This is a genomic window from Streptomyces sp. NPDC058231 (assembly GCF_042882275.1).
GTDB lineage: Bacteria > Actinomycetota > Actinomycetes > Streptomycetales > Streptomycetaceae > Streptomyces.
This window is the reverse complement of the sequence record NZ_JBHVWN010000057.1, coordinates 1-24,455: the sequence shown is the minus strand read 5'-3', so window position 1 is coordinate 24,455 and position 24,455 is coordinate 1. Positions and strand designations below refer to the sequence as shown.

Below are 24,455 nucleotides of genomic sequence, written 5' to 3'. Positions count from 1 at the left end.
GAACCGCCCCGGCGGTTCCGGGACCCCGCCGGGGCCCCCGGTCAGCCGCGCACGGGCAGCCCCGCCAGCAGTTCGGCGACGATCGGCGCGCCGCGCAGCGTCAGCACCGACTCGGGGTGGAACTGCACCGAGGCGAAACCCTCCCCGCGCAGCGCGTGCAGCTCCCCGGTCGCCTCGTCCCGGCTCGCCTCGATGGAGTGCGCGGCCAGCTCGGCGACCGTGTCGTCGTCGCAGCGAGCGGTGAAACTGTTGTAGAACCCGACCGTCTCCGGGCGCCCGAACAGCTCGATCCGGGTCTGCGCGCCCTGGTGCGGCACGGTCTTGCGGACGATTTCCAGCCCCAGCTCCGCCGCGATCAGCTCGTGGCCGAGGCAGACCCCCAGCAGCCCGTGCCGGTGCTCCCGGAGCAGCTCCGCGGCGAACCCGCGCAGCAGCCGCATCTTCGGATCGGCGGTGTCGGCCGGATTCCCGGGACCGGGGCCGAGCACGACCGGGCCCGCATGCGCCCGCACGGTCCCGCGCAGCCCCGGCTCGTCGTAGCGGTGCACCGACACGTCGAGCCCCGAGGTGCGCAGCAGGTGCGCCAGCATGGCGGTGAAGGTGTCCTCGCCGTCGATCACCAGCGCGTGGCCGGAGAGCTCCCGGGTGCGCTCCTGCATCCGCAGCCAGAACGGCGCGAGCCCGTCCCGCCGGGCGTCCAGCGCCGCCCGCACCCGCGGTTCGCCGGCCAGCCGCGGGCGTGTCGCCTCGCCGCGCGGGCGCCCGGGCCGCACGCCCAGCGCCGCCAGTACCCCGGCCGCCTTCGCATGGGTCTCGGCGACCTCGCCCGCCGGATCGGAGTGGCGCACCAGCGTCGCCCCGACGGGCACCCGCAGCCGTCCGCCGGCCGAGATGTCGGCGGTACGGATCAGGATCGGCGAGTCCAGCGTCTGCGCGCCGCCCGGCTCCTCCCGCAGCAGGGCCAGCGCGCCCGCGTAGTAGCCGCGGCCACCGGACTCGTACCGTCCGATGACCCGGCAGGCGTTCTGCACCGGCGAGCCGGTCACGGTCGCCGCGAACATGGTCTCCCGCAGCACCTCCCGCACATCCAGTGAGGAGCGCCCGCGCAGCTCGTACTCCGTGTGCGCGAGGTGCGCCATCTCCTTGAGCCGCGGCCCGACCACCACGCCGCCCATGTCGCCGACGGTGCACATCATCTTCAGTTCCTCGTCGACCACCATGGAGAGCTCCTCGGTCTCCTTGCGGTCGCCGAGGAAGGCCAGCAGGCTCTCGGCGGTCGGCCCCTCGGCGGGGTAGCGGTACGTACCGCTGATCGGGTTCATCACGACCGTCCCGCCGGACATCCGCACATGCACCTCCGGGCTGGCGCCGACGAGCGTCCGCCCTCCCGTGGCGGATCCCGCGGACCCGCTGTCCCCCGTGTGCACGACGAACGTCCAGTACGCCCCCCGCTCCCCGGCCAGCAGCCGGCGGAACAGCGCCAGCGCATCGGAGCGCCCGAACCCCGGGATCTCGCCCTCGAAGGTCCGCCGGATGACGAAGTTCGCCCCCTCGCCCTGCCCGATCTCGTCCTCGACGACCCGCCGCACGATCTCCGCGTACTTCTCGTCGGGGACGTCGAAGGCGCCGGCATCGACCCGTACGTCATGGGAGGGGAGCGCGGCGAGCACCTCGTCCAGCGGCAGCTCGTGCACCTCGTCCGCGACCAGCACGGACAGCGGCGTCCCGTCGTCGCGGACCTCGAAACCGCGCTCGGCGATCTGCCGGAACGGCACCAGGGCGAGCGAGGGCAGCGGGCCGACCGGGAGGGCGGCGAGCCGGTCCGCCTCCCGGACCCGGCCGATCAGCACCTCGACGGTGTCGTGGTCGAGGCCTGGGGTCCGCCTGCGCAGCAGGGCGAACGGCGGGCAGTCGTCCCGGACCAGTCTGGACAGGACGGATTCGGTGCGAGGGAGCATGGGTGTGGTTCCTTCCGGATGGAGGAACGGCTCCCGACACGCAGAGAAGGCCGCCCCTCGGGCGGCCTTCGCGTGGTCTGTCGCGCGATCAATCAGTGGGCCGCCGGATGAGCGGTCCACCACCAGTTCTGGTGCGTCTGCGCGAACATGATCCGTACCCTAGCGGACCTCAGGGTCATCCGAGCGCGCGTCTCAACTGTTGAGCGCGCGGATGGACGCCCCCGAGGACCCCGTAATGTTGTGGATGTGACCGTGAACGCCAATACCTCCGTCGCCGGTGGCAACACCTGGCGAGACCTTCCCGCGGCGCAGCAGCCCGAGTACCCCGATGCCGAGGCTCTGCGCGATGTACTCGCGGACCTCGCGTCGTATCCGCCGCTCGTCTTCGCGGGCGAGTGCGACCAGCTGCGCGCCCGCATGGGAGCCGTCGCCAAGGGCGAGGCGTTCCTGCTGCAGGGCGGCGACTGTGCCGAGGCCTTCGACGCCGTTTCGGCCGACCACATCCGTGCCAAGCTGAAGACGCTGCTCCAGATGAGCGCCGTCCTGACCTACGCGGCCTCCGTGCCCGTCGTCAAGGTCGGCCGGATCGCCGGCCAGTACTCCAAGCCGCGCTCCAAGTCGACGGAGACGCGCGACGGCGTGACCCTGCCGACCTACCGCGGCGACTCCGTCAACGGGTTCGCCTTCACCGAGGAAGCCCGCATCCCGGACCCGGACCGGCTGAAGCAGATGTACCACGCATCCGCTTCCACGCTGAACCTGGTCCGCGCCTTCACCACCGGCGGCTACGCCGACCTGCGCCAGGTGCACGCCTGGAACCAGGACTTCGTGAAGTCGTCCCCGTCCGGTCAGCGCTACGAGGCGCTGGCCCGCGAGATCGACAACGCGCTGAACTTCATGAAGGCGTGCGGCACCGACCCGGCCGAGTTCAAGGCGGTCGAGTTCTACTCCTCGCACGAGGGACTGCTGCTGGACTACGAGTCGGCGCTGACCCGCACCGACTCGCGCACCGGCCAGCTGTACGACACCTCCGGCCACATGGTCTGGATCGGTGAGCGCACCCGCCAGATGGACGGCGCGCACATCGAGTTCGCCTCGAAGATCCGTAACCCCATCGGCATCAAGCTCGGCCCGACGACCACCGTCGAGGAGGCGCTCGGCTACATCGACCGCCTGGACCCGGAGCGCGAGCCCGGCCGGCTGACCTTCATCGTCCGGATGGGCGCCGACAAGGTCCGCGACAAGCTCCCCGCGCTGGTCGAGAAGGTCACCGCCTCCGGTGCGGTCGTCGCCTGGGTCACCGACCCGATGCACGGCAACACCTTCGAGGCCGCCTCCGGGCACAAGACCCGCCGCTTCGACGACGTCCTGGACGAGGTCAAGGGCTTCTTCGAGGTGCACAAGGGCCTCGGGACGCACCCCGGCGGCATCCACGTCGAGCTGACCGGCGACGACGTGACCGAGTGCGTCGGCGGCGGCCACGAGATCCTCGTGGACGACCTGCACCAGCGTTACGAGACGGCCTGCGACCCGCGCCTCAACCGCAGCCAGTCGCTCGACCTGGCGTTCCTGGTCGCCGAGATGTACCGCGACCAGTAGCCGCACCGCCACCGTGGGTGGCGCGCGCACGACTGCGGGGCACGGATCGATGTGATCCGTGCCCCACAGTCCGTTCCGGGGCTTTACGGGGCGCGGGCGCCGGGTAAGGTTAGGTTAGCCTCACCAACGGGGCCGCATACCCGATCCGTCGCGCCGGGAGGTGAACCGCATGTACGTCTGCTCGTGTTTCGGCATCACGGAACAGCAGGTGAAGGACCATGCGGACGCCGGGGCGTGCACCCCCCGCCAGATCGCCAACGCCTGCAAGGCGGGGACCGACTGCGGCGGCTGCGTCCGCAGGATCCAGGCGATGCTCGGCCGCGGCGCGTGCGCGAGGCGTGAGCTGCTCGATCAGCAGCAGGACCTCGATGCCGGCATCGACCGGGCCTCCGGGCCCGGCGTCGAACCGGGCATCGCGCCCGGCAGACTCCCGGCCATGGCCTCCGGTCCGGCCCCGGCCGTCCGGCTCCCTGACGCGGCCTGAGTCAGGCGCTTCCGGACCGGGTCCTCCCGGACTCAGCTCTCCGGCTGCTCGATCAGCTGCGCGATGTAGAGCGGCTCGCCGAGCTTCTCGATCAGTTCCAGCTGGGTGTCGAGGTAGTCGATGTGGTGCTCCTCGTCCTCCAGGATCGACTCGAAGATGTTCGCGGACGTGATGTCGCCCTTCGCGCGCATGAGGTCGATACCGCGCTTGAGTCGGTCGATCGCCTCCACCTCGACCTGGCGGTCGGCCTGGAACATCTCGGTGACGGTCTGCCCTACGCGTACATGGAAGAGCCGCTGGTAGTTGGGGAGTCCGTCGAGAAAGAGAATTCGGTCCGTCAGGATCTCGGCATGCTTCATCTCGTCGAACGACTCGGCGCGGGTGTACTTCGCGAGCTTCGTCCAGCCGAAGTTCTCCTGCATCTTCGCGTGCAGGAAGTACTGATTGATGGCAGTCAATTCGGCGGTCAGCTGTTCGTTCAGGAACTCAATGACCTCGGGGTCGCCCTGCATCGCAGAGGCTCCTTCCACCGGTGAACTGGGCAAGTTGGCCGCATCCTCGCACCGCACCATCCGGCCGTCCAGTAAGTACAGGCTTAGTGCGAGTTGCCCGAATAGGCACCTGCCCTGGTCATGACCACCCCTGCCTGTCTGTCACCATGGAGGCATGGGTCAGCCGGAAAGCCGGGAATACCGCGAATCAGAGCAGTCCGAGCTTCCGCCGGGACAGCGACTGCAGCGTGGCTGGCCGGTCACCCATTACGGGCCCGTCCCCAAGTTCAGGCCCGAACGCTGGGAGTTCCGTGTCTTCGGGGCCACGGCGGACGGTGAGAAGCACTGCTGGAACCATCAGGAATTCTCCGCCCTGCCGTTCTCCTCGGTCGTGGCCGACCTTCACTGCGTCACGAAATTCAGCATGCTCGGCGCCGAGTGGGGCGGGGTGCTCGCCCGTGAGATCGTGGCGCTCGCACCCCCCGCGCCCCAGGTCACGCACGTGATGGTCTGGGCCGAGTACGGCTTCAGCTCGAACCTGAGGCTCGCCGACTTCACCTCGGACCGCACGCTCTTCGCCACCCACAAGGGCGGTGAGCTGCTCACCGCCGAGCACGGATTCCCGCTCCGTCTGGTCGTACCGCATCTGTACGCCTGGAAGGGGCCCAAGTGGGTCCGGGGTATCGAGTACATGACGGCCGATCGCCGGGGCTTCTGGGAGGAGCGCGGCTACCACAACGTCGGTGACCCGTGGCGCGAGCAGCGCTACTCCTACCAGGAGGAGCCCGGGGACGGCCCCGAACTCTGACCTGCGGCTCCGGCGCGGCACCACCCCGGTGCCGCTCTCGGTGCGTCGCCCCGGTGCCCCCTGCCGCGGCCGATCGGCAGCGGTGTACCCCTCAGGGGTGTCGCGTCCCCAAGCTGTTCAGGCCCGGTCGCGCAGCGCCTTCAGCCGCGCCACGTCCGCGGCGTGGCCCTCCTTGCCGCCCGGCGTCTCGATGACCAGCGGCACCCCCGCCGTCGCCGGGTGCGAGAACAGCACCTGGAAGGGCTCCTCGCCGATGTGCCCGGCGCCGATGTTCTCGTGCCGGTCCTTGTGCGCGCCCACCACGTCCTTGGAGTCATTGGCGTGGATCAGCTTCAGCCGCCCCTCGCCGACCGTGTCCACCAGCAGGTCCAGGGTCTGCTGCATGCCGGCCGGCCCGGCCAGATCGTGGCCGGCCGCGTAGATGTGGCAGGTGTCGAGGCAGATGCCGAGCTTGGGATGGGCGTCCAGCGCCTCGAAGTACGGACCGAAGTCCCAGGTGCGCGAGCAGAGCGAGAACCCCTGCCCGGCGGTCGACTCCAGCAGCAGATACGGGTCGTCCTCGTGCGTCAGCTCGTCCAGGAGCGGCCGCATGTGTGTGCGGACCTGCGCCAGGGCCTCCGAGCGGGGCCGGCCGCCGGTCGCCGAGCCGGTGTGCACCACGACGCCCAGGGCACCGATCTCCCGGGCGCGGCGCAGGGAGTGGCGCAACGAGTCCACGGACCTCTCGACGGTGGCCTCGGTGTGCGAGCCGAAGTTGATCAGGTACGGGGCGTGGACGTACGCCGGTATCGACCGGGCGGCGCACTCGGCGCGGAACTGTTCGTCCTGCGCCGGGTTCCCCTTCGGGGTCGCCCAGCCGCGCGGGTTGGTGACGAACACCTGGACGGTCTCCGCCCCCATTTCGCGGGCGTAGGACAGGCCGGCCCTGGCAAGGCCGCCGGCCACGGGGACATGGCCACCGACCGGATTACGCATGTGAATCTAGAGTCCCTTGGTCTTGATGGTGATGGTGCTGCCCTCGGGGGCCCGGTCGCCGCCGTCGACGGACTGGTCGGCGATCTCGTCGCTGAAGGAGAGGAACGGGCGGTCGACCTTGACCTCGAAGCCGGCGGCCTTCAGCAGGCGTGTCGCCTCGTCGACGTCCTTGCCGGTGACATCCGGCACATCGATCATCCGCGGGCCCTTGGAGACCGTGAGTGTGACGGTGTCGCCCTCGGCGACCTGCGCACCCTGGCCCGGGGACTGCCGGGCGATGTCGCCCTCGGCCTCCGGGGAGCTGACCCGGCCGGGCAGCACCTCGACCTTCAGCCCCTCCCCGTCCAGTGCGTCGGTGGCGTCCTGGACCGACAGCCCGGTGACGTCGGGGACATCGACCGGACTGCCCTTGCTGACGACCAGGGCGACGGCGGAGTCCGGGTGGCGCCCGGTGCCCGCTTCGGGGTCCGTCCTGATCACGTCGCCCCGCGCGAACTCCTCGCTGAACTCCCTGGTGACCATGCCGGCCACCAGACCCCGCTCCTTGAGCGTCTGCCTGGCCGCGGCGAGCGCGACGCCCCGGAGGTCGGGCACCTTCACGATCTCCGGGCCGCGCGAGACGGTGATCGTCACCGAGCCGTTGCCCCGGATCCGGGCGCCGGACTTCGGATCGCTGCCGACGACCTTGCCGCGCTCGACCTCGTCGCTGTAGGCGTGCTTGACCCGCTTGAGTTCGAGCCCCGCGTCCGAGAGCCGCTGCCTGGCCGTCCGCTCCGTCTGGCCGAGCAGCGAGGGGACCCGGGTGAACTGTCCCGAGTTGATGTACCAGACACCGGCGCCGACCCCCAGGACCAGGAGCACGGCGACGACCGCGGCGAGCATGCCGCGCCCCGGACCCCTGCGCAGCGGTCCGCGCCGCTCCTGCCGGGGCGGCTCCGGCGGGGGCATCTCCAGCCGGCTGGTGTGGTGGGCGGTGCCCTGGCCGGGCGGAAGCACCCGGGGGATCACGCTCGTGCGGTCCTCGCCGCCGGTGCGGTCCCCGGCGCCCGCCCCGGGGAGCGCCTGCGGGGGCACGGCGTCCAGCTGGGCGTCGGTGAGACCGGCGTGCGCGGCGCGGGTATCGGCGAGCAGCGCCACCGCGTCGAACGGCCGGAGCTCGGGGTTGCGGGCGGTGGCGCTCGCGACCAGTGCGTCCAGCCCGGCCGCGAGCCCGGGAACGGTGGCCGAGGGGGGCGGTACGTCCTCGTTGAGGTGCTGGTAGATGACCTGCGCGGGCGAGTCACCGGTGTGCGGCTTGGTGCCCGTCAGCATCTCGTACAGGACGACACCGCAGGCGTACACATCGACGCGGGTGTCCGCCGTGCCGTGCTCGATCTGCTCGGGGGCGAGATAGGAGACGGTGCCCAGGACGGTTCCGGTGGTGTTCGTCACCGCGCCGACCGCACGTACGAGACCGAAGTCCGCGACCTTCACCCGGCCGTCGTCCCCTATCAGGACGTTCTCCGGCTTCATGTCGCGGTGGACGAAGCCCGCCAGGTGCGCGGCGCCGAGCGCGGCCAGGACCGGCTCCAGGATGTCCAGCGCGGCCCGCGGCTGCAGGGCGCCGCGCTCACGCAGGACGTCGCGCAGCGTGCAGCCCGCGACGTACTCCATCGCCAGGTAGACGTACGCCCCCTGGGCGCCCTGGTCGAACACCGCGACCACATTGGGGTGCGCGAGCCGTGCCACGGACTTGGCCTCGCGGATGAAGCGCTCGACGAACGAGGCGTCGGTCGCGAGCGCCGGGTGCATCACCTTGAGGGCGAGCACCCGGTCGAGCCGGGTGTCCATGGCCCGGTAGACGGTGGCCATCCCGCCCACGGCGATGCGGGCATCGACGCGGTAACGGCCGTCGAGCAGCTGACCGACGATGGGGTCTCCCCGGCCGAAGGCCGGGGAAGGGTCCTGGAGGGTCGTATCCACGCAAGCGAGTCTACGAGCCGCCGATGACATGCCCGACTGGCCGGGGCGATCCCGGGGCCGTACTGCAGCCGAGCCGTGACAGGGACATGAGCTCCGGGGGGCGTACGCGGGCTCAGAACGCCGGCCGCTCCGGATCCAGCACCGCCCGCCCCGCCACCGGGGACGAGGCCTCCGCGAAGTGGCGCCGCGGGATCCGGCCCGCACGGTACGCGAGCCGCCCGCCCTCCACCGCGTGCCGCATCGCCGCCGCCATCAGCTCGGGCTCCTGCGCCCTGGTCACCGCCGACGCCAGCATCACCGCCGCGCACCCCAGCTCCATCGCGAGGGCGGCGTCCGAGGCGGTTCCGGCGCCCGCGTCGAGAATGACCGGCACCTGGGCCTGCTCGACGATCAGCTGGAAGTTGTGCGGGTTGCGGATGCCGAGCCCGGAGCCGATGGGGGAGCCGAGCGGCATGATCGCAGCGCACCCCACGTCCTGCAGCTTCCGGGCGAGCACCGGGTCGTCATTGGTGTAGGGCAGCACCGTGAAACCGTCGTCCACCAGGGCCTCCGCGGCGTCCAGCAGCTCGATCGGGTCGGGCAGCAGGGTCCGCTCGTCGGCCACGACCTCCAGCTTGATCCAGTCGGTGCCCAGTGCCTCGCGGGCCAGCCGAGCGGTGAGGACGGCCTCGCCCGCGGTGAAGCAGCCCGCCGTGTTCGGCAGGACGCGGATGGAAAGACGTTCGAGGACGGAGAGGACCGACCCCTGCACGGTCGGGTCGAGGCGGCGCATCGCGACGGTCGTCAGCTCGGTGCCGGACGCCGTCAGGGAGCGTTCGAGCACCTCGAGGCTGGGTGCCCCGCCCGTGCCCATGATCAGCCGGGAGCCGAAGACGGTGTCACCGAGGGCGAAGAGATCGTCTGACATGGTCAGCCCCCCTGGACGGCGGTGAGGACTTCGATCCGGTCGCCGTCGGCGAGCGCGGCGGCCGACCACCGGCTGCGCGGGACGACGGTCTCGTTGACGGCGGCGGCGACGCCGGAGGACGCCGCCGTCAGGGTCGCGATCAGGGTCTCCAGAGTGGTGCCCGCGGCGATCGCACGGGGGTCACCGTTCACCGAGACGGTGAGCGAGGGGGCGTCGGTCATGCGGGCTGCTCCTGACATACGGGGGCGGCGGGCGGGACGGGGGCGAACCGTCCCGGGGCGAAGGGGCGGGCCACGGCGGGCAGCTCCCCGGTGGTCAGCAGCTCCGCCATGACGTCACCGGTGACGGGGGTGAGCAGCACGCCGTTGCGGTGGTGGCCGGTGGCGAGATGCAGGCCGGGCAGGGCGGTCGGACCGAGCAGCGGGGCGTTGTCGGGAGAGGCGGGGCGCAGTCCGGCCCGGGTCTCGGTGAGCGGCAGTTCGGTGATCCCGGGCACCAGCTCGTGGGCGTCGCGCAGCAGCTCGTACACCCCGCCTGCGGTGACGGTGGTGTCCCAGCCCATCTCCTCACTGGTCGCGCCGACGACGAGCTCGCCGTTCTCGCGGGGTACGAGATAGACATGGCTGCCCCGGACCACGGCCCGCACGGTGCGGGTGAGGAAGGGCGCGTACGGGGCGGGCACGGTCAGCCGCAGCACCTGCCCCTTCACCGGCCGGACCGGCGGTACGACCTCGTCCGGCAGCCCGGCGAGCTGTCCGCTGAGGCTCCCCGCGGCGAGGACGACCTGGTCGGCGGCGAGCTCCGTACCCGCCGCGAGTACGGCTCCGGCGGCCCGGTCCCGCAGCACCGTCAGGCGCCGGACCCAGTCGCGGTGGAAGGCGACCCCGGCCCGCTCGCACGCGGTCAGCAGTGCGGCGGCCAGCCGACGGGGATCGACCTGGTGGTCGCCGTCGACCCGCAGCCCGCCGCGCACCCCGGGCGCCAGCATCGGCTCCAGGCGGCGGCACTCGCGGCCGGTGAGCCACTCCGACTCCAGCCCGGAGCGCTGCTGCAGTGCGTGCAGCTCCCGCAGATGGGCGCGGTCGTCGGCGTCGAGTGCGACCGCCAGGGTGCCGCAGGCCCGGAAGCCGATGTCCTGGCCGGCGGCCGCCTCCAGCTCGGCCGTGAAGTCCGGATAGCGCGCTGCGGAGGCCACATTGAGACCGAGCAGCATCTGTTCGCCGTAGTGGAGTTCGGTGACGGCGGCCAGCATCCCGGCCGCGACCCGAGCGGCCCCGCCGCCCGGATCGGGGTCGGCGACCGCGGTGCGCAGACCACGCTGCGCCGCCCGCCAGGCGGTCACCAGGCCGATGATCCCGCCCCCGACGACGAGGACGTCGGATCCGTGTACGGAGGTGTTCCCCGAGGAACGCATGGGCGTCCAGCCCCTCCCTTCGCCGGCATGACCCGGATCAGGTTCGTACGGTCGGAGGCCGCCCAGCCTCCCTCTCAGCCCGGTGCGTCCGGGCTCCCGCGAGTGTCTTCCGGTGGCCACCCTAAACCTCGCCCCTCCGGCCCGGTAAGGGAGCGGCCGCGGTGGTCCGTCCGCTCGGCGGCCCCGTTCCTCCCGCCGGTCGCCCGCCCGGCTCCGGGCCGGGTCGGGGAGGCGGCGGTGCGCGCGTGGCGGAGCAACCGCGCATCTGACCGAAAGCCAGGTGCTTAAGGTGGACCGGTGAGCGAGCAGCAGACAGAGCGGCCGGAGCCGCGGACCGGGCACCGCGTCGTCGTCGTGGGCGCGGGCATGGCCGGCGTGCAGACCGCGGTGGCCCTGCGGGAACAGGGTTTCACCGGTCCGGTCACCCTGATCGGCGCCGAACCGCACCAGCCCTACGACCGGCCCCCACTGTCCAAGGCGGTGCTGCTCGGCAAGGCCGAGGACTCCGCCTTCGACATCGACTTCGAGGCGCTCGGCATCGAGCTGCAACTGGGCCGGGACGTGACCGGAGTACGGGCCGGCGCGCACGAACTGGACACCCTCGCGGGACCGGTCCCGTACGACGCCCTGGTCATCGCCACCGGCGCGGAACCGGTGGTGCTGCCCGGCTCCGAGGGGGTGCCCGGCGTCCATCTGCTGCGCACCCTCGACGACGCCGCACGGCTGCGGCCGGTCCTCGGCGAGCAGCACACCGTGGTGGTGGTCGGCGCCGGCTGGATCGGGGCCGAATTCGCCACCGCGGCCCGCACCGCGGGCTGCGAGGTGACCGTCGTCGAGGCCGCCGACCGGCCGCTCGCAGGCGTTCTGCCCGCCGAGGTCGCCGCCCCTATGACCCGCTGGTACGCCGAGGGCGGGGTCGAACTCCTCACCGGAACCCGGGTGGAGCGCGTCGAGCCCGGCCGGGTGATCCTCGCCGACGGCCGTACGCTCGCGGCCGGAGCGGTGGTCGTCGGAATCGGCGCCCGGCCCGCCACCGGCTGGCTGGCCGGCTCCGGCATCGCGCTCGGGCCGGACGGATCGGTGACCGCGGACGACGCGCTGCGCACCTCGCTGCCGGATGTGTACGCCGTGGGGGACTGCGCCTCCTTCCCGTCCGCCCGGTACGGCAGCCGGCTCCTCGTCCACCACTGGGACAACGCCCTCCAGGGCCCGCGGACGGCCGCGGCCAACATCATCGCCGCCGGGGCGGCCGGGACACCGCCGCCGCCGGCGTACGACCCCGTGCCGTACTTCTGGTCCGAGCAGTTCGGCCGGTTCGTGCAGTACGCGGGCCATCATGCGGACGCCGACACCCGGCTGTGGCGTGGTGACCCGGGCGATCCCGACTGGTCGGTGCTGTGGCTGCGCGACGGCGCGCCGGTCGCCGTGCTCGCCGTCGGACGGCCGCGCGACCTCGCCCAGGGCCGCAGGCTCATCGAGTCGGGGGCGCGGATCGATCCGGTACGGGCCGCCGATCCCGCCGTACCGCTGAAGTCCACGACCCGTCAGTAGCCCTTCGCCCGGGGCGCGGTGGGGGTCCGGCATGCGGACCCGCCCTTGGGCGACGGGCCATGCTGGTGCACTGTGCATCTTTTGGATCGTTGTTCTCCCGAAGGGATGCACATGTTCCGGCACCGATGGGTCCGCGCGCTGCGCGGCATCGCCGTGGCCTCGGCCTCGATCGCCCTCGTCGGCGGCGCACTCGCCGCCCCGGCGTACGCGGGCACCGCCCCGATCCCCGGCTCCAATCCCGCCGTCGACTACCAGGACCCGGTCGACGCGCTGCCGCCGGTCTCCCGTCCGGACACCCGGCACTGCGCGGTGACGGCCGTCGAGCACGACTTCGGCAACACCCTCGGCGGGCCGCCGTACACCACCACGCTCACCCCGCCCGCCCGCTGCGAGGGCCCCTGGAACAAGGTCGTCCTCGACTGGTCGGCCGACGTGAAGGGCCGTCAGTACGACCGGCTCGCCGCGGTGTTCGTCGGCGGCGCGGAGGTCTTCCGCACCAGCACGGCCGAGCCGGACGACGACGGCGTCAGCTGGCACGTCGCCAAGGACATCACCGAATTCGCGCCGCTCCTCAAGGACCCGCAGAAGCTGCAGCTGGAGCTCGGCAACGTTGTCAACGACACCTACACCGGTGTGTACGGCGTCAAACTGACGATCACGTACTACCAGGCCGACAGGCGTCACCCGGCCGCCGCCACGGCTGACCGGATCGTCCCCCTGGGCGACACCGGCTCCACCGGCGCCCCCTGGATGAACGTCGGCAAGGGCGGCTCCACCAGCACCTCGGTCACCTTCCCGCGCAATCTGACCGGCGCCCGTCTGGAGGTGTACGCACGCGGCGGCGGATGCGACGAGCAGTGGTTCGACGCGGTGCCCGACGACCTCGCGGCCACCGCCCCCGACTACCTCTGCGGCGGCGGCCCCTACCGTGAGGTGCAGGTCGCGGTGGACGGGCGGCCCGCGGGCCTCGCCCAGCCGTACCCGGTCGTCTACTCCGGCGGCATCGTGCCGACGCTGTGGCGGCCGGTGCCGGCCGTCGACCAGTTCCGGACCGAGGCGTACGACGTCGACCTCACCCCCTTCGCGGGGGAGCTCGCCGACGGCAGGCCGCACGCCGTCGCCATCACCCCGTACGGCGCGGCCGACAGCTGGACCGTCGACGGTTCGCTCTTCCTGCGCACGGACGCGCACGCGGCCCGCACCGGCGGCCGGGTCACCACCGATTCACTCGGCTCCGTCCCGGAGGTGAGGACCGTCCGGACCCCGCGCGAGGACGGCTCCACCGAGGTCTCCGTGTCGGCCGCCCGGTCCTGGCGGATCTCCGGGTACGTCCTCACCTCGAAGGGCCGGGTCAGCACCACCGTCGAGCAGGACGTCGCGTACACCAACACGGACACGGTCTCCCGGACCGGACAGCAGCAGACGATGCACCAGCGTGACCACGGGGTGACCACCGTGACGACCGGGACGGACGGGCGCACCGATGTCCGGCGGCACGCCTGGTCCTACCCCGTCGACGTCGACATGGACATCCCGGTCTACGGCGACTACAACAACTACGACCTACGGGCCGCCGTCACCCAGCGCCGGGTGCTCGTCGACACCTCCCGGACGGGCCCCGGGCACGGCTGGCACACGGACGCGGTCACGGACGACACCGTGGACGCGACCGGCAGCCTCGTCCGCACCGGCGGCGTCGTCCGGGCGGCGGACGGAACCTCGGCCGAGAGGTACCGGGGCACCACGGACGCCGGGGCCTGCTACTCGCGCTCCCTGGAGACCGCCCACGGCTGGGTCACCGGCGACCGGCGGACCCCCTGCCGGGTCGCCGACGTGGTCCGCGAGGCCCTGAAGGGCTGAGTCCGGGTATCGAGTGTCGGCGCGGGATGGCAGGCTTGTCCCGTGACCGAGATTGACGCAAAGATCGATGCTCTCGTCCCCGCCTGGCTCCACCTGCCCGATATCGCGGAAATGTTCGATATCGAGGTGACGCGTGTACGGCAGCTGGTCAAGGAGGGCCAGCTCATTGCCGTACGGCGTGGTGAGAACCGGACGCTCCAGGTGCCTGCCGCCTTCATCGACGGCGACAAGGTGGTCAAGGGCCTCTCCGGCACCCTGACGCTCCTGAGGGACGACGGCTACACCGATGAAGAGATGCTGGAGTGGCTCTTCACCCCCGACCCGACCCTGCCGGGCACGCCCGCCCAGGCGCTGAGCGAGAACCGCGGCACGGAGGTGAAGCGCCGCGCCCAGGCGCTCGCCGTCTGACCGGGACGACCGCACGCGGGGTGCCGGCCGTGCAGCTGTGCACGGCCGGCACCCCGCGCCACGCCGTACCGCCGTCTCCGCACCACCGCACAGACCGAACTTCAGTACCGCTGTATCGAGGGGGAACCGCGCCATGTCCACGGCTCGCGCGCTGCTGTCCGACGCCCGGCTCTATCTGTGCACGGACGCCCGCAGGCGTCAGGGCGACCTTCCCGGGTTCCTCGACGCCGTGCTCTCCTCCGGGGTGGACATCGTGCAACTGCGCGACAAGGGCATGGAAGCGGCCGAGGAGCTGGAACACCTGGCGGTGTTCGCCGACGCCTGCAGGCGCCACGGCAAGCTCCTCGCCGTGAACGACCGCGCCGACGTCGCGCATGCCATCGGCTCCGACGTCCTCCACCTCGGCCAGGGAGATCTGCCGGTGCCCGCCGCCCGCGCCGTCATCGGCGAGGCTGTGGTGATCGGCCGCTCCACGCATGCCGAGTCCGAGGTCGACGCGGCCGTCGCCGACCCCGGCGTGGACTACTTCTGCACCGGGCCCTGCTGGCCCACCCCGACCAAGCCGGGCCGGTACGCACCCGGCCTGGACCTCGTGCGGTATGCAGCCTCGCTCGGCCGGCCGCGCCCGTGGTTCGCCATCGGCGGGATCGACGCGGGCAACCTCGACGAGGTGTTGGACGCGGGAGCGCGCAGGATCGTCGTCGTGCGGGCCATCACCGAGGCCGACGATCCGGCGTCGGCCGCCGCCGGACTCGCGAAGCGGGTCAGGGAGCGCGCCGAGGGCTGACGGGTGCGTCGCGGACCGTCCGGGACGTCGGCGGACCCGCCCGACGGTGGCGACAGCCGTACGGGGCTGTCCGAGGGGTGGACAAACCGCCAGTCAATTCGGGCAATTGCCGCCGGACTGGTTGGGGGGCCGCCGCCCCCTGGTTAACCTTCAGTATGGCCCTTGGCACTCCCTCTACCAGGACAGATCACGCGCGCACCGTGCGTGAGCTCCTCGCGACCGGCAAGACCTCGTACTCGTTCGAGTTCTGGGCGCCCAAGACCGAGAAGGGCGAGCGGAATCTCTGGAATGCGCTGCGCCGGGTCGAGGCGGTGGGCCCGAGCTTCGTCTCCGTGACCTACGGCGCCGGTGGCTCGACCAGGGCCGGGACCGTGCGGGCCACCGAGCAGATCGCCGCCGATTCCACCCTGACGCCGGTCGCTCACCTGACGGCCGTCAACCACTCCGTCGCCGAGCTCCGCAACATGATCGGGCAGTACGCCGACGCCGGGATCAGGAACATCCTCGCCGTGCGCGGAGACCCGCCGGGCGACCCGATGGGCGAATGGGTCGAGCACCCGCAGGGTGTGCGCTACGCGGCCGACCTCGTCCGGCTGATCAAGGAATCTGGCGATTTCTGCGTCGGCGTGGCGGCATTTCCCGAGATGCACCCACGGTCGGCCGACTGGGACGCCGACATCAGGCATTTCGTGGACAAGTGCCGCGCCGGTGCCGACTACGCGATCACGCAGATGTTCTTCGATCCGGAGGACTATTTGCGGATGCGTGACCGCGTGGTCGCTGCGGGTTGCGAAACGCCGATCATCCCCGAAGTGATGCCCCTCACCAGCGTCAAGCAGCTCGAAAGGTTTCCGCAGCTCAGCAACGCGTCGCTGCCGTCGTCGCTGAAAGAACGCATCCTCGCCGTCAAGGACGATGCCGCCGCTGTACGCTCCATTGGCATTGAGTTCGCGACGGAGTTCTGCGCGAGGCTGCGCTCCGAGGGTGTGCCCGGACTGCACTTCATCACGCTCAACAACTCGACGGCGACGCTCGAAATCTACGAGAATCTCGGACTGCACAAGCAGTCGTGACCGGCCGTACCCGCCACGACCCGGGGCGGTGGCCGTAGAAGGGGGCGGGCATGGGCTGGACAGTCCTCTACATCGCGTTCGGCATTGTCGCGTTGTGGCTGCTCGGCGAAGTGCTCCTGCAGTACAAGGCGCGGCTGCGCTGGCGTCTGCTCGCCTTCGCCGGTTTCTCCTGTGTGGTCGTCGGTGTGCTGATGCCGTCCGTGCTGGTCATCGCCGTCGGCGCGATCGCGTTCGCCACCGGCCAGACCTACGTCACGCTCTCCTTCCGGCGCGGCTTCTCGACCGGCTGGGCCATAGGGGGCAGCCCGGGCGAGAGCCGTCGTCGCAGGTCGGGCGGCGACCGGGACGCCCGCCGGGAGCCCACCCTGGAGGTGTCGGACCTCGAGGTGGAGCACGACCGGACGGGCCGTGCCGGAGAGGACCACGACGCCCGGACGTCCGTGACCGCGTCCGCGGTCTACGAGCCGGAGCCGCTGCCCGACGACACCGGGCAGTACGGCATCTACACCGATCCCCAGCCCGCGCACCGGTCCCAGCAGCCCCAGGGACAGCCGCAGTACGCGGAGTACGACCCGTACACCGACTACTCCACGTACAACGCACCTGCCCAGGACGCGTACGCGGCCCACGAGACCTACGCCGCGCAGGAGACGTACACCGCCCAGGGCACGTACTCCGCCCAGGGCACGTACGGCGGACAGGACGGCTACGGCGGGCAGGACACGTACCCGGCCCAGGACCCCTACGCCGCGCAGTACGACTACGGCACGGGCCAGCAGCAGTACGCGGCGTACTCCGACCCGTACATCGGGACCGCCTCCGCCCCGCAGAACGGCGGGCAGGACGGCTACGCGGGTTACGACGGATACGGCGCTCAGCAGCACTACCCGGCGGCGGACCCGTACACCCAGCAGTACGCCTCCGAGACCCCTCCGGGAGGGGTCTGGGTGCCGCAGCAGCGCGAGGGCGAGCAGTACCGGCCTGCGTCGCCGGAGCAGCCCGGCCCGAATCCGAACGACTACGACAACACCGGCTACAGCGACCGGTTCCGCTACTGACCCACGGCCGGGGACCGCCCCGCCCGCGAGGCGGCGCCCGGCCGTCCGGGCGCCGGACCCACGGGGCCGGCAGGCGGGGGCCCGGTCACTGGGAGCCGCGGAAGCCGTCACCCTCCACGACGAGTCCGGCGACGAGCGCACCCGACATCCCGGCGTGCGCGAGCCCGCCGCCCGGGTGCGACCAGCCGCCCGCGAGGTAGAGCCCGGGCAGCCGGGTGCGGTTACCCGCGTGCAGATACGCGCCGTCGGCCCCGGCCAGCGCGGGCGCGGGCACCGAGCCGCCCTCGGCACCGGTCTCGGCGGCGCTCTCGGCGGGCGTCCGTACCTCGGCGTGGAGCAGCCGCTCGCGCACACCGGGGACGACCGCCGCCGCGGCATCGATCAACGTGTCCGCGCAGCGCCCGCGCAGCGCCTCGTCCGTCCAGTCGACCGCCCCGTGCGGGGCGACCGTCGCCGTCAGCGTCACGGCCTCGTGCGAGGCGTCGGGGCGGGTCGACGGGTCGTCTGGGCGGATCACCGTCACCGTGGGACGCTCGGCGAGCCGGCCGCCGAACACCGCTGCGCGCTCCGCCGCCCCGTCCGGGCCGTGCACCACCGTCCGGTGCGCCGCGTCCGCGGGCCGGGCGCCACGCAGCGACAGCAGCACCTGGAACCTGCCCGGCACCGTCGCCGCGCCGCCCGGTCGCGGCTGGACCGTCACATCACCGTCCCGCCAGAGCTGCTGACCCGGCACCAGGCCCGGGCGCGGCCACGCCCCCAGCACCACGTGGTCCGCCTCGGCCACCGAGCCGGCCGCGAGCTCGACGCCCGCCGCCCGGCCGTCCTTCTCCACCACACCGGCCACCTCGGCACCGAAGGTGAACTCCACCTTCCGGGCCAGGCAGCGCTCGTACACCGCCTGCGCCAGCGCCCGCATGCCTCCGGCCACGTACCAGCTGCCGAACGTCTCCTCCATGTACGGCAGGAGGGCGGCGCCCGCCGGTGCGCGCAGGGGATCGAGGCCGTACGACAGCGCGTACCCGTCGAGCAGGGCGGCCAGCCGGGGATCCGTCAGCTCCCAGGCGCCGATCTCCGCCACCGTGCCCGCCAGGCGTGCGGAACGCAGCAGCCGGCGCTGACGCACCGCCGGGTACGGATCGCGGCGCAGCACCTCCCAGTCGGCGCGCAGCGGCTCTTCGAGCAGCGGCCGCCGGGACCGGTCCCAGGCGTCCCTGGCCCGGTCGAGGAACCCGCCCCAGCTGTCACCCGCACCGGCTCCCAGCGCGGCGTCCAGGGCGGCCACCACACCGGCCCGCGAGGCGTTCGGCAGCGAGACGGACGTGCCGTCGGCGAAGAGGTGGCGGCTCGCCGGATCGACCTGTGTCATCGTGACGCACCGCTCCAGCGGCTCCTTGCCGGTCTTCACGAACAGATCGCGGTAGACAGCGGGAAGATGCAGCAGGGAGGGGCCGGTGTCGAAGGCGAACCCGTCGCGGGTGTACCGGCCCACCGAGCCGCCGAAGGTCTCCGACCGCTCGTACACCGTCACCCGGTGGCCTGCCACGGCAAGCCGGGCGGCCGCCGCCATCGCGCCCATCCCGGCGCCGATCACCGCAATACGTGCCATGTCAGTGACCTTAGCGGCCACCACCGACAGCTCAGTCGTGAGGCCAGCGCGAACCCGTGCCGGCCAGGCGCCTCTCCTCCCGCCGCTGGGCTCTGCGGCGCAGATACCGGCGGATCCGGGAGGCCAGGAAGACCAGTATCACCAGGCCGAGGAGGAGGAGCGTCGCGGCGGCCACCGCCGCCGCCAGCGGATGGAACATCGCGAACGTGATGATCCCGGCGACGCCCAGGTCCTCCGCCGTGCTCACCACGATGTTGCTGACGGGTTCGGGGGAGGTGTTCACCGCCATCCTGGTGCCCGCCTTCACCAGATGGCTCATCAGCGCCGTGGAGCCACCGACGGCCCCCGCCGCGAGCTCCGGCAGCGAACCGCTCTCACCGGCCAGCAGCGCCGCCACGACAGCCCCGGCGACCGGCCTGATGACCGTGTGGACCGAGTCCCAGACCGAGTCCACGTACGGGATCTTGTCCGCGACCGCCTCGCAGAGGAAGAGCAGGGCGGCCACCAGGAGCACATCGGTGCGCTGCAGCGACGCCGGCACTTCGTCGGTGACGCCGGTCGCACCGAAGATGCCGAGCAGCAGGACCACCGCGTAGGCGTTGATCCCGCTCGCCCAGCCGCTTGTGAACACCAGGGGGAGTACGGACACGGACGCGATCGTAACCAGGTGCTGTCCCGCGCGGGCGGGTTCGGGTGCGCAGCCCTGAGTATCCGTACCTAGTGGGCGAGATGAGTAGCTGCGCGGATGGGCTCCCACCTGCACGGACGGGAGAGTGGGGGGACGGAAGGGGCGCAGCGCCGGCGCCGCCGGCACGGGGCGGCGGAGCGGGTGCCGCACTCCTTCCGTAACGGGGGCGCAGGACGGAGGGCCCGGGGACCACGGGGGAACACACGGGGTCCGGGGGACGGCTCTCCGGAAGCGGAGAACGCACAGGAAGCGCCGGGCGGGCGAGGTCCGGGGGGATCGGGCCTCGCCGGGCCGGCGCCTCCGTGTGCGGGCGTCCTCCCGGCGGAGGGTGCGTCAGCGCCCGCTGACCCGTCCGTGCAGCAGCAGGGACAGCGCCGAGTGCACATCGTCTATCGACCGCTCCGGCTGGAACGCCTGCCAGTCCAGGGCCGCAACCAGGACCATGCCGACCAGTGCGGCCGCCGTCAGCGGGATGTCGATCTCCTTGCTGAGCTCGCCGTTCCCGACCCCCTCGCGCAGCACGTCCTCGACGACGGCGACGGCTTCCTGACGCACCACCAGAAGGGTCGACTGCCAGGCGCGGTTGGTGCGCCACAGCTCGGCGACGTACAGCTGGGTGAAGGCCGGATAGCGGTCGATGAAGACCAGGCCCGCCCTGATCATCGCGTCCAGCGCCTCGACCCGGGTGCCACCGCGGCCGGCTGTCTCCTCGGAGGCGGACCGCAGCGAAGCGGTCAGCAGCCCGACGCCGTGCCGCAGCAGCTCCTCGAAGAGCTCGGTCTTGCTCTTGAAGTTGTAGTAGACCGTGCCCTTGGCGACCCCGGCGCGCTCGGCGATCTCGTCGACCGTGGTCGCCGAGAAGCCCTTCTCGGCGATGAGAGTGACGGCCGCCTCGTAGAGCTTCTGCCGGGTGGCCTGGCGGCGCGTGGTGCTGCTGCTGTCCATGCGGTCGATTCTCACAGGTTCCGGCGCTCTCACAGGCTCAGCTCCGGATGCAGCCGGGCCGGGGTCCACACCTGCTTGCGCCGTGCGGAGACCGCGGTCAGGGCCAGCGCCCCCGCGGTGAACGCCAGCAGCACCGCGCAGCCCTGCCAGACCGGCCCCGGTCCGCCGCCCGTGATCAGCCTGCGCAGGCTGATCACGATGTAGCTCATCGGCAGGTACGGGTGGATCGCCCCGAAGAATCCGGGGCTGGTCTGCACGGGATAGGTACCCCCGGCCGAGGTCAGCTGCAGCATCAGGAAGGCCAGGACGAGGATCCGTCCCGCCGCCCCGAACCGGGCGTTCAGCCACTGCACGATCGCGGCGAAGCAGCACGTCACCAGGGAGAGGAAGCCGATCGTCCCGGCGGCGTGGGCCATCTGCAGACCCAGGCCCCAGTGCAGTACGGACATCAGGGCGGCGACCTGCAGCAGACCGATCGCGGCCACCGGCAGCCAGCCGGCGAAGGCGATCCGCCACGCGGAGGCGCCCGCGGCGAGCGCCCGCCGGTTGAGCGGCTGGATCAGCATGTAGGCCACCATCGCGCCGACCCAGAGGGAGAGCGGGATGAAGTACGGGGCGAATCCGGTGCCGTAGTTGGGGGCCTTGTGCAGCGACTGTGAGGCGAGCTTCACCGGGTCGGCCATCACATCGGTGCGCCGGTCGCGGTCCTGCTTGTCGTAGTCGGGGATCCGGCCGACGCCGTCGTTCAGCCCCTGGGCGAGCGTGGCCGATCCGTCGTTCAGCCGGATCAGGCCGCTGTCCAGGTCGGTCGCACCGGTCTTCAGCCTGCCGACGCCGGTGTCGAGGTCGGTGGATCCGGTCCTGGCCGTGCTCAGGCCGGTGTGCAGGTCGTCCGCACCCCTGGCGACCTGGTGGGCGCCGGTGTTGAGCGCGTTGATCTTCGCCACGGCGGATTTCAGGTCCTCGTCCAGGTGCGGGGAGCGCTCGGCGAGGGCGTCGGCCTGCTTCTGCAGGGCCGTGAGCTGTCCTCGCAGCTTCTTCAGGTCCCCGTTCTCGTTCTTCACCAGCGCGTTCACGTCGTCGGCGACCTTCGCGACATCGGCCGCCGCGGTCGTGGCCCGCTTCAGCGGGGGACAGACGGTGGGATCGGGGAGCGGCAGCTCCTCGCAGCGGGTGCGGTAGACGTCGTCCAGGTCGTCGGAGGCCTTGTGGGCGGCGGTCGCCGCGGTGGGTGCCGCCCGCACCAGCAGGTCCAGGTTGTCCCGTACGGTCTGCGACGAATCGGAGACCAGCCGGGCCGCGTCACCGATCGCCCTGCCGTTGTCCTTCAGGTACGGGCGGACGTCTGCCGCCACGCCGTTGACCTTGTCCGCGAGGAGCTGGGTGCCGTCGGCGACCTGCCGGGAGCCGGTCTCCAGATCGCCGGCGCCCTTGTTCAGCTTGACGATCCCGCTCTCCAGACGCCCGCTTCCCGCCTTGGCGTCCTTCAGGCCGTCCGCGAGGTCCTTGGAGCCCTTCTTCGCCTTGCCGATCCCGCCCTTGAGATCGTCGGCGCCCGCGGCTGCCTTCGCCGTCGCGTCGTGGAGGTCGGAGAAGGAGATGAAGATCCGGTCGAGGAAGCCGCGCGAGGCGTTGGCCGACGCGGCGGTACGGACCTCGGAGAACACCGTTCGGGAAATCTGCCCGACGATGTAGTTGTTCGCGTCGTTCGTCCGCACCTGCAGCGCGCCGGTCTCGGGGGAGTCGCCCGAACTCGACGCGATCCGCCTGCTGAAGTCCGACGGCATGGTCAGCGAGAGGTAGTAGGTACCGTCCTCGACGCCCCGCCCGGCCTCGGCGGAGCTGACCTCGTGCCACTCGAAGACCCTGGACGCGAGCAGCCGGCCGGTGATCTCGTCACCGGCCGCGATGTGCTGCCCGGCGGCGGTGGCGCCCTTGTCGTCGTTGACCAGTGCCACCGGGATCTTGTCGAGGCGGCTGTACGGGTCCCAGAAGGACCACAGGTAGAGGGCTCCGTAGAGCAGGGGCAGGAGCAGGAGCGCGACGAGCGCGGCACGGGGCAGCTTCCCCCTGCCGAAACGCTTCAGCTCAAGCGCGGCCAGTCTCGGCGAACGCATCGGCCGTCCCCTCCTCGGTCCTCGCCTCTGCGGCGTCTGCGGTCTCTGTGACGTCTGTGGTCTCTGTGGTGTCCGGGCTGGCCGGGGTCCCTGTGGGCTCCGTGCCCGTGCCTGCGGCGGTCTGCGCGGGGGCCGGCGGTTGTGCGGCGTCCTGAGCGTCGGCGGCGGCATCCGCCGGCGCCGCGTCCTCGGCGCCGGCGCCGGTGCGCACGGTGACCGCCCCCTCGGGTGCCTGACTGCACACGGCGAGTACGGTCGTCCCTGCGTCGGCGACGGAACGCAGCAGCTCCCAGACCTCGGCGCGCCCGGCATCGGAGAGCTTGAGATCGGTGTCGTCCACGGCCAGCATCCGGGGCCGGCTGATCAGGGCGAGGGCCACGGACAGCCGCAGCGCCTCCAGCCGCTCCAGATCGCGCACGGAGGTCCGTCCGCCCTTGGGCAGGGATCCGAGGTCGAGCCCGGCCGCGTCCAGTGCGGCGTCGATCCGGGCCCGGGCCTCGGCGGCACGCTCGGCGCGGGGGCGGAACAGGGCACGCAGCGAACCGTCGAAGCGGCGCTGCAGGAGGGCGCGTTCACGCAGGTGCTCGGCGACGGTGAAGGCCGGGTCGAGCTCGCTGACTCCGGGGACCGGGCCGAGTGAGCTGATCCTCCGTACGGCGGCCATCTGGCGCGGCAGGCGCATACCGCCGACCTCCGCACACCCTTCGGAGGGGCGCATCCGGCCGGTGAGGGCGAGCAGCAGGCAGGTGCGGCCGGACCCGGAAGGGCCCTCGATCGCGACCAGGGAGCCGGCTCCGGCGCTGAGCCGCACTCCGCGGAAGGCCCAGCCGCGCGGTCCCTTGAGCCCGAAGTCATCGGCGGTGACGGCTGCCCCGTGCGGGCTGTCCACAGACCCTCCATTTTTTGTACTGACCAGTCAGTACAAAAGAAGATAGCCCGAACGTGCGCGCCAGGCAAAGTCGAGTGGAGACGGTCGAACCCGATGAATCGGTTCGGACGCCGGCGCGAGTGACACTCCGAGGCAGCAGCCGCCCAGCGAGCAGTACAGCGCAGGCCCCGACGGTCAGCAGCCCGCCGACGAGGAAGGCGCCCCGTACGTCGGCGAGCGACAGGACCAGTCCGCCGAGTGCGGCGCCCGCCGCGATACCGGCGTTGTAGGCGCCGGAGTTCGCCGCGCGTGCGATGTCCGTGCGGCCTGGTGCGCAATGCAGCATCTCGTTCTGGGTGGTCATGAACACCGGCCCGAGGGCACCGCCCATCAGCACCAGGAACACCACCGCCGCCACCGGATCGGTTCCGGCCGCGTACAGACTGAGCATGCCCATCGCCTGCGTGGCCACGGCAGTGGTCAGCGCGGCGCGCGGCGGTCCAGCAGCGCCCCGGTGATGCTCACTCCCGCCAGACACGCGATACCGAAAGCCACGAACAGGGCCGTGACCGTGCTCGGGGAGAACCCGCTCACGTCGCCCAGGAACTTCACGAGGTAGGTAAATCCCGCGAACGCCCCGGTGGCGGCCGGCGTCCCGGCCGCCAGCACGATCCCGAACCGGCGGGTGTCAGGACCGGTTCCGTAGGCGGCGCGCTCTTCTTCCGGGCGCGAGGTCGGCAGCAGAACGGCGATCGTCACGAGGGAGACGATCCCCGGACCCGCCGGCAGACCGACCGGCCCCAGCACAGCCAGATGAGGCGCCCCCACCGCTCCCGCGAGGTCAAAAACGAACACAGAGCGCCGAACCAGGACGGGAAGAGGCCCCAGCACCCCCC

The 24,455-nt window shown here is 72.0% G+C and carries 23 protein-coding genes, 1 pseudogene and 1 riboswitch; of the genes and pseudogenes, 9 read left to right on the top strand and 15 right to left on the bottom strand.

The genetic code is table 11. From position 1 onward, the window contains the following. Nucleotides 1-41: 41 nt before the first annotated feature. Both ACFVXE_RS29170 and ACFVXE_RS29165 read right to left on the bottom strand, forming a co-directional pair. On the bottom strand, nt 42-1,958 hold the full coding sequence (locus ACFVXE_RS29170) for an anthranilate synthase family protein (RefSeq protein ID WP_389675595.1): 1,917 nt from the start codon (nt 1,956-1,958) through the stop codon (nt 42-44). Between the two features lie 92 nt (nt 1,959-2,050). After that, nucleotides 2,051-2,107, bottom strand: a complete 57-nt coding sequence (locus ACFVXE_RS29165; protein WP_107063558.1) for a trp operon leader peptide — start codon at nt 2,105-2,107, stop codon at nt 2,051-2,053. A 103-nt stretch (nt 2,108-2,210) separates the two neighbouring features. Here ACFVXE_RS29165 and ACFVXE_RS29160 point away from each other — a divergent pair, with 103 nt between their 5' ends. Both ACFVXE_RS29160 and ACFVXE_RS29155 read left to right on the top strand, forming a co-directional pair. After that, a complete protein-coding gene (locus ACFVXE_RS29160) occupies nt 2,211-3,557 on the top strand; it encodes a class II 3-deoxy-7-phosphoheptulonate synthase (protein ID WP_389675594.1) in 1,347 nt (448 codons plus the stop codon). A 169-nt stretch (nt 3,558-3,726) separates the two neighbouring features. Continuing rightward, a complete protein-coding gene (locus ACFVXE_RS29155; protein WP_389675592.1) occupies nt 3,727-4,041 on the top strand; it encodes a bacterioferritin-associated ferredoxin in 315 nt (104 codons plus the stop codon). A gap of 32 nt (nt 4,042-4,073) precedes the next feature. Here the strand turns inward: ACFVXE_RS29155 and bfr are convergent, their stop codons facing one another. Beyond that, a complete protein-coding gene (bfr, locus tag ACFVXE_RS29150) occupies nt 4,074-4,553 on the bottom strand; it encodes a bacterioferritin (protein ID WP_389675590.1) in 480 nt (159 codons plus the stop codon). 154 nt (nt 4,554-4,707) lie between these two features. Here bfr and ACFVXE_RS29145 point away from each other — a divergent pair, with 154 nt between their 5' ends. Beyond that, entirely contained in the window at nt 4,708-5,340 is a 633-nt protein-coding gene (locus ACFVXE_RS29145) for a sulfite oxidase-like oxidoreductase (RefSeq protein WP_389675589.1), read from the top strand. A gap of 117 nt (nt 5,341-5,457) precedes the next feature. Here ACFVXE_RS29145 and ACFVXE_RS29140 read toward each other — a convergent pair whose 3' ends face one another. The 5 genes from ACFVXE_RS29140 to thiO form a co-directional block, all read right to left on the bottom strand. Then, a complete protein-coding gene (locus ACFVXE_RS29140; RefSeq protein WP_389675587.1) occupies nt 5,458-6,315 on the bottom strand; it encodes a deoxyribonuclease IV in 858 nt (285 codons plus the stop codon). A gap of 6 nt (nt 6,316-6,321) precedes the next feature. Beyond that, nucleotides 6,322-8,277, bottom strand: a complete 1,956-nt coding sequence (gene pknB / locus ACFVXE_RS29135) for a Stk1 family PASTA domain-containing Ser/Thr kinase (protein WP_389675586.1) — start codon at nt 8,275-8,277, stop codon at nt 6,322-6,324. Between the two features lie 112 nt (nt 8,278-8,389). Then, nucleotides 8,390-9,184 (bottom strand): thiazole synthase, encoded by a 795-nt coding sequence (locus ACFVXE_RS29130; protein ID WP_389675584.1) that lies wholly within the window; start codon nt 9,182-9,184, stop codon nt 8,390-8,392. A gap of 2 nt (nt 9,185-9,186) precedes the next feature. Further along, a complete protein-coding gene (gene thiS / locus ACFVXE_RS29125; protein WP_389675582.1) occupies nt 9,187-9,405 on the bottom strand; it encodes a sulfur carrier protein ThiS in 219 nt (72 codons plus the stop codon). Beyond that, entirely contained in the window at nt 9,402-10,598 is a 1,197-nt protein-coding gene (gene thiO / locus ACFVXE_RS29120) for a glycine oxidase ThiO (protein WP_389675580.1), read from the bottom strand. The genes thiS and thiO overlap by 4 nt, the downstream gene beginning before the upstream one ends. After that, a riboswitch (TPP riboswitch) is annotated at nt 10,596-10,708 on the bottom strand. Its footprint overlaps the gene before it by 3 nt. Before the next feature lie 187 nt (nt 10,709-10,895). Here thiO and ACFVXE_RS29115 point away from each other — a divergent pair. From ACFVXE_RS29115 to ACFVXE_RS29090, 6 genes are all read left to right on the top strand, one after another. Next, nucleotides 10,896-12,149 carry an NAD(P)/FAD-dependent oxidoreductase gene (locus ACFVXE_RS29115; RefSeq protein ID WP_389675579.1) on the top strand — a complete coding sequence of 418 codons (1,254 nt, stop codon included), beginning with the start codon at nt 10,896-10,898 and terminating at the stop codon, nt 12,147-12,149. Between the two features lie 111 nt (nt 12,150-12,260). Then, a complete protein-coding gene (locus ACFVXE_RS29110) occupies nt 12,261-14,009 on the top strand; it encodes a peptide-N4-asparagine amidase (RefSeq protein ID WP_389675577.1) in 1,749 nt (582 codons plus the stop codon). 42 nt (nt 14,010-14,051) lie between these two features. Next, nucleotides 14,052-14,417, top strand: a complete 366-nt coding sequence (locus ACFVXE_RS29105; protein WP_389675576.1) for an Rv2175c family DNA-binding protein — start codon at nt 14,052-14,054, stop codon at nt 14,415-14,417. A 133-nt stretch (nt 14,418-14,550) separates the two neighbouring features. Then, nucleotides 14,551-15,204, top strand: a complete 654-nt coding sequence (gene thiE, locus ACFVXE_RS29100; RefSeq protein WP_389675574.1) for a thiamine phosphate synthase — start codon at nt 14,551-14,553, stop codon at nt 15,202-15,204. A 155-nt stretch (nt 15,205-15,359) separates the two neighbouring features. After that, the gene (gene metF / locus ACFVXE_RS29095) at nt 15,360-16,277 is read left to right on the top strand and encodes a methylenetetrahydrofolate reductase [NAD(P)H] (RefSeq protein WP_389675634.1); all 918 of its coding nucleotides are present in this window, start codon (nt 15,360-15,362) and stop codon (nt 16,275-16,277) included. A gap of 50 nt (nt 16,278-16,327) precedes the next feature. Then, nucleotides 16,328-17,335 (top strand): hypothetical protein, encoded by a 1,008-nt coding sequence (locus ACFVXE_RS29090; protein WP_389675573.1) that lies wholly within the window; start codon nt 16,328-16,330, stop codon nt 17,333-17,335. Between the two features lie 85 nt (nt 17,336-17,420). Here the strand turns inward: ACFVXE_RS29090 and ACFVXE_RS29085 are convergent, their stop codons facing one another. The 7 genes and pseudogenes from ACFVXE_RS29085 to ACFVXE_RS29055 form a co-directional block, all read right to left on the bottom strand. Continuing rightward, nucleotides 17,421-18,941 carry a phytoene desaturase family protein gene (locus ACFVXE_RS29085; protein ID WP_389675571.1) on the bottom strand — a complete coding sequence of 507 codons (1,521 nt, stop codon included), beginning with the start codon at nt 18,939-18,941 and terminating at the stop codon, nt 17,421-17,423. 31 nt (nt 18,942-18,972) lie between these two features. Beyond that, the gene (locus ACFVXE_RS29080) at nt 18,973-19,590 is read right to left on the bottom strand and encodes a DUF4126 domain-containing protein (protein ID WP_389675569.1); all 618 of its coding nucleotides are present in this window, start codon (nt 19,588-19,590) and stop codon (nt 18,973-18,975) included. Between the two features lie 372 nt (nt 19,591-19,962). Next, nucleotides 19,963-20,574: a TetR/AcrR family transcriptional regulator gene (locus ACFVXE_RS29075; protein WP_389675568.1), complete on the bottom strand. Its 612-nt coding sequence runs from the start codon at nt 20,572-20,574 to the stop codon at nt 19,963-19,965. 29 nt (nt 20,575-20,603) lie between these two features. After that, entirely contained in the window at nt 20,604-22,691 is a 2,088-nt protein-coding gene (locus ACFVXE_RS29070) for a YhgE/Pip family protein (RefSeq protein ID WP_389675566.1), read from the bottom strand. Next, nucleotides 22,663-23,580, bottom strand: coding sequence for an ATP-binding cassette domain-containing protein (locus tag ACFVXE_RS29065; RefSeq protein WP_389675565.1), 918 nt, complete (start codon nt 23,578-23,580; stop codon nt 22,663-22,665). Before ACFVXE_RS29065 ends, ACFVXE_RS29070 begins: the two co-directional genes overlap by 29 nt. Further along, nucleotides 23,543-24,010, bottom strand: coding sequence for a hypothetical protein (locus tag ACFVXE_RS29060; protein WP_389675563.1), 468 nt, complete (start codon nt 24,008-24,010; stop codon nt 23,543-23,545). Before ACFVXE_RS29060 ends, ACFVXE_RS29065 begins: the two co-directional genes overlap by 38 nt. A gap of 29 nt (nt 24,011-24,039) precedes the next feature. Then, nucleotides 24,040-24,455 (bottom strand): annotated as a pseudogene (locus tag ACFVXE_RS29055) (MFS transporter); the annotation flags it as partial.

Excerpts from the sequence above, each read along its gene's own strand:
- ACFVXE_RS29130 (WP_389675584.1), bottom strand. The coding sequence starts at position 9,184 with ATGTCAGACGATCTCTTCGCCCTCGGTGACACCGTCTTCGGCTCCCGG.
- ACFVXE_RS29110 (WP_389675577.1), top strand. The coding sequence starts at position 12,261 with ATGTTCCGGCACCGATGGGTCCGCGCGCTGCGCGGCATCGCCGTGGCC.
- ACFVXE_RS29090 (WP_389675573.1), top strand. The coding sequence starts at position 16,328 with ATGGGCTGGACAGTCCTCTACATCGCGTTCGGCATTGTCGCGTTGTGG.
- ACFVXE_RS29060 (WP_389675563.1), bottom strand. The coding sequence starts at position 24,010 with ATGCTCAGTCTGTACGCGGCCGGAACCGATCCGGTGGCGGCGGTGGTG.
- metF (WP_389675634.1), top strand. The coding sequence starts at position 15,360 with ATGGCCCTTGGCACTCCCTCTACCAGGACAGATCACGCGCGCACCGTG.
- ACFVXE_RS29075 (WP_389675568.1), bottom strand. The coding sequence starts at position 20,574 with ATGGACAGCAGCAGCACCACGCGCCGCCAGGCCACCCGGCAGAAGCTC.
- ACFVXE_RS29145 (WP_389675589.1), top strand. The coding sequence starts at position 4,708 with ATGGGTCAGCCGGAAAGCCGGGAATACCGCGAATCAGAGCAGTCCGAG.
- ACFVXE_RS29155 (WP_389675592.1), top strand. The coding sequence starts at position 3,727 with ATGTACGTCTGCTCGTGTTTCGGCATCACGGAACAGCAGGTGAAGGAC.
- thiO (WP_389675580.1), bottom strand. The coding sequence starts at position 10,598 with ATGCGTTCCTCGGGGAACACCTCCGTACACGGATCCGACGTCCTCGTC.
- ACFVXE_RS29140 (WP_389675587.1), bottom strand. The coding sequence starts at position 6,315 with ATGCGTAATCCGGTCGGTGGCCATGTCCCCGTGGCCGGCGGCCTTGCC.
- ACFVXE_RS29070 (WP_389675566.1), bottom strand. The coding sequence starts at position 22,691 with ATGCGTTCGCCGAGACTGGCCGCGCTTGAGCTGAAGCGTTTCGGCAGG.
- ACFVXE_RS29085 (WP_389675571.1), bottom strand. The coding sequence starts at position 18,941 with ATGGCACGTATTGCGGTGATCGGCGCCGGGATGGGCGCGATGGCGGCG.
- thiE (WP_389675574.1), top strand. The coding sequence starts at position 14,551 with ATGTCCACGGCTCGCGCGCTGCTGTCCGACGCCCGGCTCTATCTGTGC.
- bfr (WP_389675590.1), bottom strand. The coding sequence starts at position 4,553 with ATGCAGGGCGACCCCGAGGTCATTGAGTTCCTGAACGAACAGCTGACC.
- ACFVXE_RS29170 (WP_389675595.1), bottom strand. The coding sequence starts at position 1,958 with ATGCTCCCTCGCACCGAATCCGTCCTGTCCAGACTGGTCCGGGACGAC.
- thiS (WP_389675582.1), bottom strand. The coding sequence starts at position 9,405 with ATGACCGACGCCCCCTCGCTCACCGTCTCGGTGAACGGTGACCCCCGT.